At 71.1% G+C, this 15,299-nt stretch carries 11 protein-coding genes; 7 read left to right on the forward strand and 4 right to left on the reverse strand.

The annotated features are described in order from the left end of the window. Positions 1–25: 25 nt before the first annotated feature. Positions 26–844 (reverse strand): hypothetical protein, encoded by an 819-nt coding sequence (locus AB0O34_RS16145; protein WP_363916170.1) that lies wholly within the window; start codon positions 842–844, stop codon positions 26–28. A gap of 187 nt (positions 845–1,031) precedes the next feature. On the opposite strand from AB0O34_RS16145, the gene AB0O34_RS16150 reads away from it, so the two are divergent. Further along, complete coding sequence (locus AB0O34_RS16150) at positions 1,032–2,003, forward strand: 4-hydroxy-3-methylbut-2-enyl diphosphate reductase (RefSeq protein ID WP_363916171.1); 972 nt, start codon at positions 1,032–1,034, stop codon at positions 2,001–2,003. 65 nt (positions 2,004–2,068) lie between these two features. Here the strand turns inward: AB0O34_RS16150 and AB0O34_RS16155 are convergent, their stop codons facing one another. The 3 genes from AB0O34_RS16155 to rmuC all read right to left on the reverse strand — a co-directional run bounded on the left by AB0O34_RS16155 (position 2,069) and on the right by rmuC (position 4,729). Beyond that, positions 2,069–2,668, reverse strand: coding sequence for a hypothetical protein (locus AB0O34_RS16155; RefSeq protein WP_363916172.1), 600 nt, complete (start codon positions 2,666–2,668; stop codon positions 2,069–2,071). A 61-nt stretch (positions 2,669–2,729) separates the two neighbouring features. After that, positions 2,730–3,254 carry a DUF6542 domain-containing protein gene (locus tag AB0O34_RS16160; protein ID WP_363916173.1) on the reverse strand — a complete coding sequence of 175 codons (525 nt, stop codon included), beginning with the start codon at positions 3,252–3,254 and terminating at the stop codon, positions 2,730–2,732. 50 nt (positions 3,255–3,304) lie between these two features. Then, a complete protein-coding gene (gene rmuC, locus AB0O34_RS16165; RefSeq protein WP_363916174.1) occupies positions 3,305–4,729 on the reverse strand; it encodes a DNA recombination protein RmuC in 1,425 nt (474 codons plus the stop codon). Positions 4,730–4,812: 83 nt separating this feature from the next. On the opposite strand from rmuC, the gene ychF reads away from it, so the two are divergent. From ychF to AB0O34_RS16195, 6 genes are all read left to right on the forward strand, one after another. Further along, the gene (gene ychF / locus AB0O34_RS16170; protein WP_363916175.1) at positions 4,813–5,889 is read left to right on the forward strand and encodes a redox-regulated ATPase YchF; all 1,077 of its coding nucleotides are present in this window, start codon (positions 4,813–4,815) and stop codon (positions 5,887–5,889) included. Positions 5,890–6,733: 844 nt separating this feature from the next. Then, positions 6,734–7,576, forward strand: coding sequence for a conjugal transfer protein (locus AB0O34_RS16175; protein WP_363916176.1), 843 nt, complete (start codon positions 6,734–6,736; stop codon positions 7,574–7,576). 129 nt (positions 7,577–7,705) lie between these two features. Continuing rightward, entirely contained in the window at positions 7,706–7,963 is a 258-nt protein-coding gene (locus tag AB0O34_RS16180; RefSeq protein WP_363916183.1) for a hypothetical protein, read from the forward strand. A gap of 38 nt (positions 7,964–8,001) precedes the next feature. Continuing rightward, positions 8,002–10,989 (forward strand): TcpE family conjugal transfer membrane protein, encoded by a 2,988-nt coding sequence (locus tag AB0O34_RS16185; RefSeq protein ID WP_363916177.1) that lies wholly within the window; start codon positions 8,002–8,004, stop codon positions 10,987–10,989. A gap of 37 nt (positions 10,990–11,026) precedes the next feature. After that, the gene (locus tag AB0O34_RS16190) at positions 11,027–13,510 is read left to right on the forward strand and encodes an ATP-binding protein (protein WP_363916178.1); all 2,484 of its coding nucleotides are present in this window, start codon (positions 11,027–11,029) and stop codon (positions 13,508–13,510) included. Positions 13,511–13,568: 58 nt separating this feature from the next. Next, the coding region (locus tag AB0O34_RS16195; RefSeq protein WP_363916179.1) for a hypothetical protein at positions 13,569–15,299 on the forward strand (1,731 nt) is incomplete at its 3' end.

The raw sequence follows: 15,299 nt of genomic DNA on the forward strand, positions 1-15,299 counted from the left end.
CCGGCAGCCTACAAAGCATGCGCGGCTATTCCCCTGATTCGAGCTTGGTGAGGCGCTTGGCGTACATCTGGACGATGTCGTGCCTGTCGGAGGTCTGGCGCTCGTACTCGATGAGCGACCGGATCTGGTCCGCGGACTTGCCCCGCAGCCGGGCGCGCAGCGATGCCATGGTGAGGTCGGAGTAGCCGGGGAGGGGCTCGGCGAGCGTCGAGGTGGTGCCGGCGGGGGAGGGCGCGGGTCCCGCGGCCGGCGTGCTCACGACGGACGGCGTGGCCGCGGGGGCCGTCGCTTCGGGAGCGGTGTCGTTCCGTACGGCGTCGGCCAGCTTGCCCGCCGTGGCCCTGGGCTTTCTCGTCCGGGGCTTCGGCTCCGCGGCGCCCGCCTTGGCCTTGGGCTTCGGCGGCGCGGCGGCTTCGGGCTGCGCGGCGGGAGCGGCTTCGGGCTGCGCGGCGGGTGCGGGCCTCATGTCGGGGGCCGGCGCCGTGGGCGGGACGGTCACGGTGGACTCGGTCTTCGGCGTGGAACCGTTGAGGCTGTCCCCCGGCGTGCTCGGACGGGGAGCGAAGATGACCGGCTCGCGCCTCGCCGGCTTCTCCTCGCGGTCCTCTTCCACGACCGGCGACGCCGCCGGGCCACCGGCCTGGACCTCCGAGGCCGCCCTGTCGTCCTCGCTCAGCAGCCGCTTGATCCCCGTGCGGATGCGGTCGCCCAGCATCAGCGCCTGACCGACCCCCGTGAGCGCGGTCTGCAGGACGTTGAGGGGCAGATCCTTCGCCTTCTCTTTCAGCTCGCTCGGATGTGTGACGGTCTTGGCTATGGTGCGGACGATGTCGGTCACTGACATGCCGGCTCCCTAGAGGGTCTGATATTGGACGACCAGTCTGACCAGACTGTGCCGCATGAGGACAAGAGGAGGACGGACGGGGCCGTCCCACACTCCCTCAAGCATAGGAAAGCAGATAAACGGTGCGTGTTTACGGATGCCGAGCATGAGGCTGGCAAGGAATCCACGAGCGCATAGCATTGAGGACATGATTCCGGAGACCTCCACGCCCCGTCGTGTCCTGGTGGCCAAGCCGCGTGGTTACTGCGCGGGCGTCGACCGAGCCGTCCAGGCGGTCGAGAAGGCTCTGGAGCGGTACGGCGCGCCGATCTACGTTCGTAAGCAGATCGTCCACAACACCCACGTGGTCAAGACACTGGAGGAGCGCGGCGCGATCTTCGTCGAGGAGACCGGCGAGGTGCCCGAGGGCGCGATCGTCGTCTTCTCCGCCCACGGAGTCGCCCCCGCCGTCCACGACGAGGCGGCCCGCCGGTCCCTGAAGACCATCGACGCCACCTGCCCGCTGGTCACCAAGGTGCACAACGAGGCCAAGCGCTTCGCCGCAAGCGACTACGACATCCTGCTCATCGGCCACGAGGGCCATGAGGAGGTCGAGGGCACCGCCGGCGAGGCCCCCGAGAACATCCAGCTCGTCGATGGTCTCGACGGTGTCGGCGCCGTCCAGGTGCGCGACCCCGAGCGGCTCGTCTGGCTCTCCCAGACCACGCTGTCGGTCGACGAGACCAACGAGACGGTCACGCGGCTCAGGGAGCGTTTCCCCAACCTCATCGACCCGCCGAGCGACGACATCTGCTACGCCACCCAGAACCGCCAGATCGCGGTGAAGGAGATCGCCCGCGAGTCGCAGCTCGTCATCGTCGTCGGCTCCACCAACTCCTCCAACTCCAAGCGCCTCGTCGAGGTCGCGAAGGACGCCGGGGCCGACGCGTCCTACCTCGTCGACAACGCCACCTTCATCCAGGACGAGTGGCTCGACGGCGTCACCACGGTGGGCGTGACCAGCGGCGCCTCGGTGCCCGAGGAGCTCGTCGACGCGGTGCTCGCCCGTCTGGCCGGGCACGGCTTCCGCGACGTCGAGGAGGTCGAGTCGGTGGCCGAGAGCGTGCGCTTCGCCCTGCCCCACGAGCTCCGCCGCGACCTGCGCGCCGCCACCCGCTGATCCCGCCACCCGCTGATCCCGCCACCCGCTGACCCCCGCCGCCGGTCGGGGAACGCCGGTCGAGGTCAGCCCCCCGTGCGCTCCAGGGCCGCCTCGGGTCCGGTGTCGATGACGGCGTCGGCGCGCGCCCGTACGCCGTCGGTGGCGAAGTAGGCCCGCTCCTGGCGTGCCCATCGCTCCCAGTGCGGGCGGTAGGTCTCGCCGTCCCGGCTCAGCGCCCTCGCCTTCCGTACGGCGAGCGGCGCCTCGGTCCAGACCAGGAACGACGTGTACGGCGCCGCGGCCAACGCTCCTGACCCGACCCCCTCGATGATCACGACGTCCGCGGGGGGCAGCTCGCGCCATCCGGCGTACGCCCCGAGCGTCCAGTCGTAGCGGCGCCAGCGGGCGGGCCTCCCATCGGCGAGCGGGCGCAGGATCCACTCCACGAGCCGGTCGGCGCCGGCCCGCAGGCCGTTCCAGCCGGGGTACAGGTCGTCCATGTGGACCAGGGGCGCCTCCAGCTCGCCCGCGAGCGCGCCGCCCAGCGTCGTCTTGCCGGACCCGGACGGCCCGTCGACGGCGATCACCCGGGCCCGCGCCGCGCGCAGCCGTACGGCGAGCTCCGCCACGCACACGGGCATGTGGCCCTTCGGGGTGTCCTGAGCCGGGGTCTGCAACTCCATCTTCGGCTCCACGCTCGGTATCACGGGTCTACTCGGACTCGGCGGCGGCCCACTGGGGGCGTCAGTCGTTCTGCTCCCTGGGGGACCCGTACACGCGGGGCTCGAAGTAGCCCTCGGGCTCCGGGGCGAAGGCCTGGTCGTCGCCCGGCTGCCTGCGCTTGGGCGCGGGGGCCGGGCGGCTCGCGCGCAGGTCGGCGCGGAGGTCGCTGACGTTCGCCGGCAGGCCGCGGAACCAGGCGGCGGCCAGCACGAGCGCCGCGCCTCCGAATAGCCAGGGCGCCGCCGCCGACAGCTTCGTGAACAGGCCGAGGCCCAGCGCCTGCACCATCGACGGCGCCCCGAACGCGCCGGCCACGGCGCTGACGAAGGTCGCGGCGAAGAAGATCAGAGGCGGCGTCACCACGAGGGACAGCAGATCGCGTGGCTGCACGAGGAAGACGGCGGCCAGGCATGCGGCGGAGAAGACCAGGCCGACGACCACCGTCGACCCGGTCACCTCGGACAGGAGCGTGATCACGAAAATGAGCGCCATGGCACCCCGGGCGGTCAGCCTGACTCCCGGTCGCGCTTGCTCCTTTGTTACCACTGTCGCCCCCTCCGAGCCTGGTCGGCGGCCACACGGCCGGCAGGCTGGCCCTACGACAAGTCTTGCGCCAACTTACCGTTCGGAGGCGGGGCCGGGAACGGGCTTGCCGTCTCTTCACCCTGCGGTTGCGGGGTCTCTGCCCCCGGCGGGCCCTGCGGCTCCCGACGGGGTGTCCCGCCGTCTTCGGGCGCCGCCTCAGGCTCCTCCGGGTCCTCTCCCACCAGCTCGGGCATGGAGGGCCGCCGGGGCAGATCCTCGACGAGCTCCGGCTGGAGAAGCGGCCCGTCCACCAGGCCGAGGTCGTTGAGCTTGCGCGCGCTCACGAGCACGCGGCTCTCCAGCGACCCGACGGTCTTGTTGTAGGCCATGACGGCCCGGCTCAGCGCCTTGCCCACCGCGTCGACGTTGCGGCCCATGGCGCCGAGCCGCTCGTACAGCTCCTTGCCGAGGTCGAAGACCGCGCGGGCGTTCTCGCTCAGCGCCTCTTGCTGCCAGGCGTACTGGGCCGTGCGCAGCATGGTGATCAGCGTGGTGGGGGTGGCGATGTGGACGCGCTTGTTCATGGCGTACTCCAGCAGTGCCGGGTCGCGCTCCAGCGCGGGGGCGAGGAACGCCTCCCCGGGGATGAACAGCACCACGAACTCGGGTGCCGGGCTGAACGCCTGCCAGTACGCCTTGGCGGCCAGCCGGTCGACGTGGTCGCGCACGTGGCGGGCGTGGGCGTCGAGCCGCGCCTCCTGCATGTCGGTCTCGCCGGCCTCGGCGGCCTCCAGGTACGCCGCGAGCGACACCTTGGAGTCCACGATGATGTTCTTGCCGCCCGCGAGGCGGACCACCATGTCGGGCCGTACGACCCCGTCGGGGGTCATCGCGCTCGCCTGCTCGTCGAAGTCGCAGAACCTCGCCATGCCCGCGATCTCGGCGACCCTGCGGAGCTGGAGCTCTCCCCAGCGCCCGCGCGCCTCCGGCCGCCGCAGCGCCCTGACCAGGGTCGTCGTCTGGGTCTTGAGCTGCTCGGAGCTGTGGCGTACGAACTCCATCTGCTTGCCCAGCTCGGCCTGCGCGACGCGGTTGCCCGTCTCGCTGTCGCGAAGCTGGTCCTGCACCTTGGCCAGGGTCTCCCTCAGTGGGGCGACGAGGTTCTCCACGGCCTGCCTGCGCTGCTCCAGGTCGCCCGCCGCGTCGGCGCGGGAGGCGGCGAACCGGCTCTCGGCCAGTTCGAGGAAGCGCAGGTTGTTGACGTCCAGGGCCCGCGTCGACAGGGACTGGAAGTGCCGGGTCATCTGCTCCTCGACGTAGGCGACCTTGTCCTCGGCGGCCTGGGCCCGGGCCTCGGCCAGCGCGACCCTGCCCTCGGCCAGGGCGACCCTGCCCTCGGCCTCCGCCGCCCGGGCCAGCGCGCGCGCCCGGCCGAGGACGAAGCCGATGACCAGCCCCGCGGCCAGCCCCACAGCGAGTTGGAAGGCGAGTGCCATGACGTCCACCTCCCGCATGATTCCAGTCGCGCGGCCCCCGCGCGTGTCCGGCGTACGGCCGGGGCACCGTAAACTCGGCGAACGTGAGCCTGAGCATCGGCATCGTCGGCCTGCCCAACGTCGGCAAGTCCACGCTTTTCAACGCGTTGACCAAGAGCGGTAACGCTCTCGCGGCGAACTACCCGTTCGCCACCATCGAGCCCAACGTGGGGATCGTCGGCGTGCCCGACTCCCGGCTGGGCAAGCTGGCCGAGATCTTCGGTTCCGCCAAGATCCTTCCGGCGAAGGTCGAGTTCGTCGACATCGCCGGCCTGGTCAAGGGCGCCTCCGAGGGGCAGGGGCGGGGCAACCAGTTCCTGGCCAACATCCGCGAGACCGACGCGATCTGCCAGGTGATCCGGGTCTTCACCGACCCCGACGTCACCCACGTCGACGGTGAGATCTCCCCTCGGCGCGACATCGAGACGATCAACACCGAGCTCATCCTCGCCGACCTCCAGACGGTCGAGAAGGCGCTGCCGCGGCTCGCCAAGGAGTCGAAGTTCAACAAGGACCGCAAGGTCGTGCTGGAAGCGACGGAGGCGGCCTCCAAGGTGCTCGACGGCGGCACCACGCTCTACGCCTCAGGTCTCGACCTCACGCACCTGCGCGAGCTGCACCTGCTGACGGCCAAGCCTTTCCTGTACGTCTTCAACCTCGACGCGGACGAGCTCATCGACGAGGGCCTGCGCACCCGGCTGTCCGAGCTGGTCGCCCCGGCCGAGGCCGTGTTCCTGGACGCCAAGATCGAGTCCGAGCTGGTCGAGCTTCCGGACGACGAGGCGCTGGAGCTGCTCCAGTCGGTCGGCCAGGAGGAGTCGGGCCTGACCCAGCTGGCCCGGGTGGGCTTCGAGACCCTCGGCCTGCAGACCTACCTCACGGCCGGTCCCAAGGAGAGCAGGGCCTGGACCATCCGCAAGGGCGCCACGGCCCCTGAGGCGGCGGGCGTCATCCACACCGACTTCCAGCGCGGCTTCATCAAGGCGGAGGTCACCTCCTTCCACGACCTGGTGGAGGCGGGCTCGCTGGCGGCGGCGAGGTCGGCCGGCAAGGCCCGCATCGAAGGCAAGGACTACGTGATGCGCGACGGCGACGTCGTGGAGTTCCGCTTCAACGTCTGACCTACGCCACGCCACGCCACGCCACGCCACGCCACGGCCGCGCCGGGCCGCCTGTCACGAAACACGCCCGCCGGTGCGTGATCTTGTCACCTGCGGATAGCAATGCCTGGCCGTCAGGTAATCGAGCATGGCTTCCCGCCGCGCGTAGTCTCCAGTGTTTGGGTCGGTTGTGTGCCCCCGGCGTCGACGGCCGTTGACGTGGCCGCCGTGCGCCGACTCGCACGAGCAGCCTGGCGGAAGGGAGGCCGGTGCGTGCCGATGGTTCGCTGCCTCCCGGCCGAGCCTGACGCCCTCATCTGCATCGAGAGGTCTTCGCGGGCCGGCGCGTGCGGTCCGTTCACCTGCGTGAGCAGGGATCTTCCCTCCTCCGCAAGCGGTTTCCTACCTGGTGCGAGCTTTGTCCTTAATGCGCGTTTTGTCGCGCAGGTGACTGATGGCTCACCGGTGAACAGGGGCCCTGTGTCCTGCGTGAACTCGGCGGGCACGTTTCTGAAACCGGAGGAAGACCGACTTGGTCTGCTACGTGGATGCCTGCAGCATGGGCGTGGCTTTCCTGGAACAATTGGTGAGGCCGCTAAAGTGAATACTTCACCATGGATAACAGGATCGACAGTAAGACGACAGCGCGTCAGCCGGGGGGATCGGCGCGGGCGGAGGCGTGATGGCTCGCAGGTCAAACGTCCAGCACGGTCTTCGGACCTCTGGCGAACCCGAGCATTCGACGTACCCTCCGTCGCCCTACGATCCGGACCCTGAGCACATGCCGGCCAGGGGTCGCAACACACCCCGTCGCGGCGGATGGTCCGGTGGGGGCGGGCGTTGGCTCGTCTGGACGGGCAGGGCCGTGCTGTGGGCGGTGATCATCGTCATCGTGGTCAACGGCGTCCGCGCGCCCATCGAGCGCATGGCCCAGGGGAGCGAGCCCACGGGCGCGTCCGCGAGCCCCACGGCCACCGGGTTCCCCACGGCCGACGCCGCGGCGTTCGCCGGCCAGTTCGCGGCGGCCTATTTGAGTTTCGACGGTTCCAAGCCCGACGACAGGGCCGAGCGTCTGAAGCCATTTCTCCCCGAGGGCTCCGAGCGCCAGTTCGGCTGGAATGGCTTCGGCCGCATGTCATCTGGTGCTTACCAGTTCTCCGGCATCGAGGTGACTGACGCACAAAATGCCATTGTGACCGTTTTCGCCCAATCTGGTGCGCAGCGCTGGAAGCTTTCCGTGCCGGTTTACTACTCCAATGGCAAGTTCGTGGTCTCCGGCCAGCCTGCTCTGCTGCCGGCCGGAGGTCCCGCGGGCCTGCCCCAGCTCCCGCAGCCGGAGCACGACGACACCGCCGAGAGCGAGCTACGACCGCAGCTCGAAGGCTTCTTCAAGGCGTACGCCGCGGGGGACGCCACACAGCTGCAGCGTTACGTCGCCCAAGGTGTGACGCTCGACGGCTTCGACGGCAACGTCACGCTGGCCGAGCTGAAGAGCGTCAGTGCTCCCCCCGGTGGCACCAGCCGAGAGATCACCGCCGTGGTCGTGTGGGGCATCCCCACGGGCGCCACCCCGTCCCCCGCCGCCACGAACACCGACCCCGCCGCCCAGGCGGCCGGGCTGGAGCAGGCTTACCGGCTCCTCGTGGAGAAGCAGGGCGACAACTGGTACATCAAGAGCATCCGCGGTGCGACCCGGTCCGCGGGGTGAGGCCGGGCGGCGATGGGAGCGAGGGAGCGGCAAAGGGAGCGCGACAACCCGGACCGGTCCGTGGACCGGCCAGCGCGACCATGAGCAGGAGGACGAAAGTTGATTCTGAAAACCATCGTGGAGCACTCGCTGGAGCTGGTGACGCCGTCGGCGCCGCCGTCCGGCGGGGTGAACACCGCGGGCCTCGCGGACTTCCTGCGGAAGTTCTTCGCGCCCCTGTTCCTTGTCGTTGTCTCCGTCGTCGCGATCTTCTTCCTCTTCACGCGGGAGATCACCAGATTCGTGCAGTTCATCATTCTGGCGGTGGCGATCGGTGTGATCTTCTATGTGCCCAACGTCATCGAGGTGACGGCCAGGGCGATCGCGGGGGCGCTCGGCATCAAGTGAGCGCAACCGGAAGGCCGTGACAGGGAGAGGAGGATCGGGTGGACCTGCCTACCTATACCAATATCTGGCGGATTGAGAAGCGGCTCTACAAGCTGTACGACCTCCGGCTGCCGATGCCGCTTCCGATCGTCTGGATCGGTGTGTTCGTGGGCGTGCTGGTCCCGTGGTCGATCCTTCTATGGCTCGTCCGGATCCCGTTCGACGCGCCGTGGCACGTGGTCTACCTCGTGCCGCCGGGCATCGTGACGTGGCTGTCGACGCGGCCGGTGATCGAGAGCAAGCGGCTAAACGAGCTGCTCCAGTCCCAGCTCCGCTACCTCGGCGAGCCCAAGGCCTGGTGCCGCCTGGCGCCGGTCGACGAGCCCGACGAGATCACGTTCTCCGCGCGGGTGTGGCGCACGGCTCCACAGGCCGCGCTTCTCGTGTCCGCCGACACCGCGAAGTCCGCGTCCAGGGCGCGGCGCGGCACCAGGGCGAAGCCCAGGCACACCGCGCCCCGGCGAAGGCCGCTGGAGGCGTGGAGTCCCTCGCGGCAGCTCCCGTCCGTCAAGACGGGCTCCCGCAGGGGCGCGGTCGTCCCGGGCGAGGTACGGCCCGCGGTGGCCGCCGCCGCGGCGGCCGTGACCACGCTGCCCGCGGCGGAGACCCCGGTCCGCGTGACCGAGCGGTCGCGCCTCACCTGGGGCGGTGTGGCCACCCAGTCCGTCCCCGGGCTGCCGCCCGTCACCTCGGCCGACGCCTCCATGCCCGCTCCCGCCCGAGCCCTCGAACCCCCACGGCCCGACCCCGGCCGCATCGCCGACATCCCAAGATCGAACCCTGACCGCATGCTCGACGCCCCGGCGTCCAGGCCCGATCGGGTCATCGACGTGCCGGTGCCGAACGCCGGCCGGGTGGCCGACGTCCCGAAGCCCGATCGCGTGGCCGAGCCCGCGGTGTACAAGCTTCCACCAGCCGCGACCAGGGTGTTCCTCTCGCCTCCGGTGCCGGGCGTCTCCGCGAGGCCTCCGGTCGAGGGCCCGTCGGCCCCTGTCCCCGAGAAGCCACACGAGGAAGCCGCTTCCGCCTCGGGTCCGTCGACCCCAGGTGGGCCGGTCTCTGGTGGGCCGGTCGAAGGGTCGTCGACGATCGCTTCCACGCAGGCCGGCCAGCCGGTCGGGGAGGCCGAGACCGGGGCGACCGCCGGCGGCACTCCGCCTACGGCTCCGATCGGCACCGAGGCGCTGCGCCGCCTGCGCAGGCTCGCGGCGTCCGCGGAGAGCCGTGGGCCCGCGACGTCCAAGCCGCAGGCCACCCCCGAACGCCGCCCCGCTTTGCCCGAGCCCCAGGCCATCTTCCCCGAACTCCGGCCCGCCGCGCCCGAGCCCCAGGTGACCGCCTCCGAGCGCGAGGGCGCCGTGCCCGAACCACGGCTGTCCCCGTCCGAGCGCGGGGTGCCGTCTGGCCGCGAGATGGCCACGCCGGAGCGCCAGGTCGCCACGCCGCCAGAGCGTGAGATCGCCACCCCGGGGCGCGAGGCGGCCACGCCGGGGCGCGAGGTGGCCACGTCCGAGCGTCACGTTGCCACGCCCGAGCGCGAGGCGGCCACGGTGGAGCCCGCGTCAGCCGGAGGTGTTTCGACCGCCGGGGACGACCCAGATTCAGAGACGGAAGTTCGCGAGCAGCACCGCAAGGGACAGCCGCCGCGACCCGCCGCCTACACCCGGTTGCCGGAGTCCCGTACGGTCTGGCCGGTCTCCCGGTCGCGCACGCCAGAAACGCCCGTCTCCACGGACCCTAGCCCGGCCATGTCCACAGGTCCGAGCCAGGCCGTGTCCACGGACCCGAGCCAGGCCGTGTCCACAGGTCCGAGCCAGGCCGTGTCCACAGGTCCAGGCGTGGCCGCGTCGAAGGACGCGAGCCGGGGCGTGTCCAAGCCGGAGCCGGCAGGGCCGGGGGCGCCCGCGCCCGCGCCGCCGAGGAGCCCGATGCGGCCGGCGGGTCGCGAGCAGGCGCCCCCGCCGCTGTCCATCCGGGCGGTGCCGGGGCCGGGCACGACCGCCGATCCGGCCGCGCCGTCCGTTCCCGTGCCGGTTCCCCGTACGGGCGACGAGCCGCGCGTGCGCCGTGTCGAGTCCGTTGTGGGCCGCGACCAGTCCGGAGGCTGGCGGCGCCTGGCCCAGGTGGTGGTCGGCGGCGGCGGTCCGAGCCGTAACGACGGCATCGAGACCGACGAGGCGAGGGCGCGCACGGTGCTCACCGGCAGCCGCCGCATCGTCGTGCTCGGCTGCACCGGCGGCGCGGGCCAGACCACGACCACGCTGATGCTGGGTCACACCCTCGCCCGCTACCGCGAGGACCGCGTGATCGCGGTAGACGCGAACACCGGCGACCACACGCTGACCGGCCGCGTCCCTGCGGACTCGCCCGAGACGCTGACCTCCCTGCTGTCAGGGCTCGACGGCGTGAGCGGGTACCTCAGCATGCGGGCGTACACCACCCGCTGCGAGTCGGGCCTGGAGGTCGTCGGCTCCGACTCCGACACCGTGGCGGCCCGCAGGCTCGCCGACCAGGGCCTGTTCTCCGACCAGCGGCTGGCGCAGGCCATGCGGGTGCTCGACCGCCACTACCGGCTGATCCTGGTCGACCCCGCCGCGGCGGTGGCGGCGCGCATGCTGCCGTACGCCGACCAGCTGATCCTGGTGGCTCCCGCCAGCGAGGACGCGCCCGACGCGGTGGCCATGACCTTCGACTGGCTCGACGGGCACGGGTCGACCGAGCTCCGGCGCCGGGCGATCATGGTGATCAACGGCGTGAGCCGGCGGAGCATGGGCGGTGTGGAGCAGGCGGAGGCCGTGGCCCGGGGCCGGTGCCGCGCGATCGTCCGCGTCCCCTGGGAGGACGAGCTCGCCCCCGGGCATCCCGGCCACGCCGAGCTGACTCATCTCCGGGCCGGAGGCCGCAGGGCGTACGTCGCCCTCGCGGGAGTTGTGGCAAGCGGCCTGGCGGCGGCGAGCCGCCCGAGCGAGGAGGAAGTGGCCCAGTGACCAGGGAGCGTGCCCAGCGCGGGGAGCGGGCCGGCTGATGGCGAGATCGTCGCGGTCGAGGAGCAGGCTGGCCGTCCGCTATTTCGACGACCGGATCCTCCTCACCGACTCATCGGCATGGGCATATTTCCGGCTTCCGACGGTGAGCTATGAATTCGTCACCGCGGAGGAGCGGGAGGCCCTGGCCACCAACATCACCATCGCCCTGGCCGCGATCCGCATGCCCGACGCCGAGGTGCACCTGAGGGTGGCCCACCGGGCCTATCCCGCGGCCGACTGGGCGATGGCGCTCAACTCCACCTCCGACGAGGGCGACGGCTGGCGCGACTACCTGGAGGACATGTACCGGCACGTCTGGGCGAAGGACTTCTGGTCGAAGGAGGTCTACCTCGGGGTGCGCCTCGGGCCGCGCGGCGCGCAGCTCGGCACCGGCGTGCTCGCCCAGCTGTTCGGCTTCTACCAGCGCAGCGAGAAGACCCTGGGGCTGGAGGACGACCACGTCCCCGACAGCGAGATCACCAAGTGGACCGACCAGGCCGAGCGCCTCGGCCGTGCGCTCGGCTCCAGTGCCCTGTACGCGCGGCACGCCTCGTCCGGCGAGATCGCCTGGCTGTTCCGGCACGCGGCCTCGGGCTCGCTCGGCGACCCGCCCTCGTCGGCGACCCCGTCCAGGCGGTGGGGCAAGGGCGAGGTGGAGTCGCTGGTGGAGGGCCAGATCCACAACGGCCGGTCGCTCCTGCGCATCGAGCAGCCGGCGGGCGGCTCCTACGTCGCGCACCTGTCGTTCGCCAGGTTCCCCGACCTGATGCCCTTCCCCGACGGCGAGCCGTGGCTGCACTTCATCGACCAATTACCGTTTCCGGTGGAAGTCAGCTCGCGGATGCGCTTGATCCCCCCGGTCAAGGCGAGCAAGGACGTCGCGCGCAAGCTCGCGCACGCCCGTGACATGGACATCCACATCCGTGAGGCCGGTGCGGAGGCACCCATCGCGCTGGCCGAGCAGATCGACGCGGCACGCATGCTGGAGCACGGCATCACGAAGGAGCGGCTGCCCTTCGTGTACGGCTGGCACCGGCTGATCGTGGCCGCGCCCACCGAGGAGATGTGCGTGCAGCGCGTCGAGGCCGTCGTGGAGCACTACCGCGACATGGGCATCGACATCGTCAACTCCACGGGCGACCAGTTCTCGCTGTTCTGCGAGGCGCTGCCGGGCGAGCGTGTGCGTGTCAACGCCTATGCCCAGCGGCAGCCGCTGCGCACGATCGCGGGCGGCATGGCCACGGCCACCGTCGATCTCGGCGACCGCATCGACGAGAGCGGGGCCGGGTGGGCCGGGCCGTACATCGGGGAGACGCTCGGGCGTGCCCGTTCGATCGTGCATTTCGACCCGCTGGTCGCCGCCACGCGGAACCGGCCCACCGCCATCGCCATCACCGGCGAGCCCGGCGGCGGCAAGACCACGCTCGCGCTGCTGCTCATCTACCAGATGGCGCTGCGCGGGGTCACCGTCGCGGTCATCGACCCCAAGGGGGACGCCGAGTCGCTGGTCCAGCTCCTGCAGAAGCGCGGGCGCAAGGCGCGCATCATCCCGCTGGGCTCGGCGTCGCCGGGCCTGCTCGACCCGTTCTCCTTCGGCGACGACATCGCGGCCAAGAAGACCATGGCGACCGAGACCCTGCGGTTGCTGCTTCCGCGCATGTCGGAGGAGCGCGAGTCGGCGATGATCCAGGCCGTGTCCACGGTGTCCAACGCGCCCGATCCGTCGCTCGGAAAGGTCGTCGACCACCTGGAGGAGGCCGAGGACCCCGCTTCCAGGAACCTCGGCGCGGTGCTGCGTTCGATGGCCGAGATGCGCCTGGCCAGGCTGTGCTTCGACCCCTCCGGCGGCGAGCAGATCGACACCGAGGGCTGGACCACGGTCTTCACCCTCGGCGGGCTGACCCTTCCCGACGTCGCCACGGCGCGGGACGACTACTCCTACGAGCAGCGCCTCTCGGTCGCGCTGCTCTACCTGGTGTCGCAGTTCGCCCGGCGGCTGATGAACGGCCTCGACCGCCGCGCGCCCAAGGCGATCTTCCTGGACGAGGCCTGGGCGATCACCTCGACGCCCGAGGGCGCCAAGCTCGTGCCGGAGGTCTCGCGCATGGGCCGTTCGAGGAACACCGCGCTGGTGCTGGTCTCCCAGAACGCGGGCGACCTGCTGAACGAGCAGGTCACGAACTGTCTGTCCTCGGTGTTCGCCTTCCGCTCGACCGAGCGCGTCGAGGTCGACCACGTGATGGCGCTGCTCGGCGTGGAGCCGTCCGAGGAGCACAAGGCGGCGCTGCGGGCTCTGGGCAACGGTGAATGCATCTTCCGCGATCTGGACGGCCGGGCGGGCCGTATAGGGGTGGACCTCATCTCCGAGGAGCTGCTGCGTTGGCTGGACACCAATCCGACCCACGACAAACCCGACGAGAGCGTGCATGATCCTCGTGGGCGGGCGAGTAGGCCGGGGACTGCGCAGGAGGTGCGGTCATGAGACGTCACAAGCACCGTGGACCGAGGGCGCCTCTGGGGCGCGCGAGTGGAGCGAGCGCATGAGACGGTGGCGGCGGAAGGTCGTTTTGGTCCTCGCGATCCTCGCGAGCGTCCTGGTGGTGCCGATCGTGTTCTCCCCGACCGTGGCGGGCGCGGCCGGGCCGTGTGACCTGTCGCCCGATCTCGCCCCCGAGATCGTCGGCGGCGGCGTCGACGGGCTCGTCAAGCCGCCCCCGCCCGACCCCGTGACGGGCACGGGCGCGACGGGCACGGCAGGCCTGGGCGACACCGGGTCGCCGGACGCGTACTCGCCGGCCGCAGGCACCGCGACGGCCGGCAAGGGGGCGGCGCAGCCGCTGACCAACTACGACCGGTACGGCATGGCCGGGCAGTTCTGGCACACCTACGGCCTCGGCTGCAACGACGTGGCGGCGGTCCTCGGCAACGCGTGGGCCAACACGGTCTTCTCCTGGGCCAAGGCCATCGACCGGATGACCATCACGACCTACCAGGCGGCGGCCACCGAGGGACCGCTCCAGTCGATCAAGGACATGGTCGACGACATCGTCACCAACCTCGCCACCGCCATGTACTGGCCCTACCTGCGGGTGGTCATCCTGCTCGGGGCGGTGTGGCTGGCGTGGTACGGCCTGATCCGCAAGCGCGCCAGCACGACGGCCGAAGGCGTGATCTGGATGATCCTCGCCGTCACCGTCGCCGTGTGGTTCTTCAGCCGCCCTGGCGACTTCACCGGCCTCGGCAAGACGGTGACCGACAAGACCGGCGAGGTCGTCAACTCGGCGTTCAGCGGGCTGCCCGGGGCCGGCGGCGCGTCCTGCATGCCCACCAAGGGCGAGACCAACGCCAAGGCGGGCCCCGGCGGCTACGCCCAGAGCGGCACCCCGGGCGTCGCGCAGAACGCCGACGCGCTGTGGTCCACGCTCGTCTGCAAGCCCTGGCTGATGGGGGAGTTCGGCACCGCCGACCCCAGCGCCCCGATCGTGCGCGCGTTCGCCGCGAAGACGCTGGACATCCAGGCGACCGACGTCCAGGAGCAGAGCTCGGGCCAGAAGCCGAGCTCCGGCTCGCACCAGGCGAGGTTCGAGGAAGAGGTCGCCAAGCCGCTCGAGAACACCCCGATGTTCTTCCTCTTCCAGGGGAAGGACTGGACGAGCAGGCTCGGCATCGCGATCGGCGCGCTCATGGCGGCCATGGTCACGGGTGTGCTGATCTTCCTGGTGGCGGTGTCGCTCATCGCGCTCAAGATCGGCTTCCTGCTGCTGCTCATCCTCGGGCCGGTGTTCCTGCTGATCGGCGTCCATCCCGGCTCAGGGCGCATCATCGCCATGCGCTGGGTCGAGATGCTGGTCGGCACGCTGCTGCGCCAAGCCGTCCTGGCTCTGGTGCTCGGCGTGCTCGTGTACGGCTACGCGCTGATCATCTCCACGAACCTCCCGTGGGGCATGCAGATCATGTTCATCGCGCTGCTGACGATCGCGGTGTTCTTCTACCGCCGCCCGTTCCAGCACCTGTTCTCCTCCATGGACGGGCACACGCTCGCCACCCGGATGCTGGGCGAGGCGGCGTCCGCGCCGACCCTGTCCCGGGCCGCGAACGCCCTGCCACCGGTGGCCGCGGCCCGCATGGGCCGCTGGGGCCTGCGCAAGGCCGAGCCGGTCATCAACGCGGCGGCCATGGCGGCCGGGGGCGCGGCGGCGGCGACGGCCTCCTCTGTCGCCCAGGGTCGCGTCAGGGGCGAGGAGGTCACCCCCGGGGCCACGCAGCAGTCC

Origin of the sequence: Sphaerisporangium sp. NPDC088356 (genome assembly GCF_040685555.1) — a bacterium.
Classification (GTDB): domain Bacteria; phylum Actinomycetota; class Actinomycetes; order Streptosporangiales; family Streptosporangiaceae; genus Sphaerisporangium.

Bases quoted from the DNA above. Each gene is read 5' to 3' on its own strand.
- AB0O34_RS16145 (WP_363916170.1), bottom strand. From the start codon at position 844: ATGTCAGTGACCGACATCGTCCGCACCATAGCCAAGACCGTCACACAT.
- AB0O34_RS16155 (WP_363916172.1), bottom strand. From the start codon at position 2,668: ATGGAGTTGCAGACCCCGGCTCAGGACACCCCGAAGGGCCACATGCCC.
- AB0O34_RS16190 (WP_363916178.1), top strand. From the start codon at position 11,027: ATGGCGAGATCGTCGCGGTCGAGGAGCAGGCTGGCCGTCCGCTATTTC.
- rmuC (WP_363916174.1), bottom strand. From the start codon at position 4,729: ATGGCACTCGCCTTCCAACTCGCTGTGGGGCTGGCCGCGGGGCTGGTC.
- AB0O34_RS16150 (WP_363916171.1), top strand. From the start codon at position 1,032: ATGATTCCGGAGACCTCCACGCCCCGTCGTGTCCTGGTGGCCAAGCCG.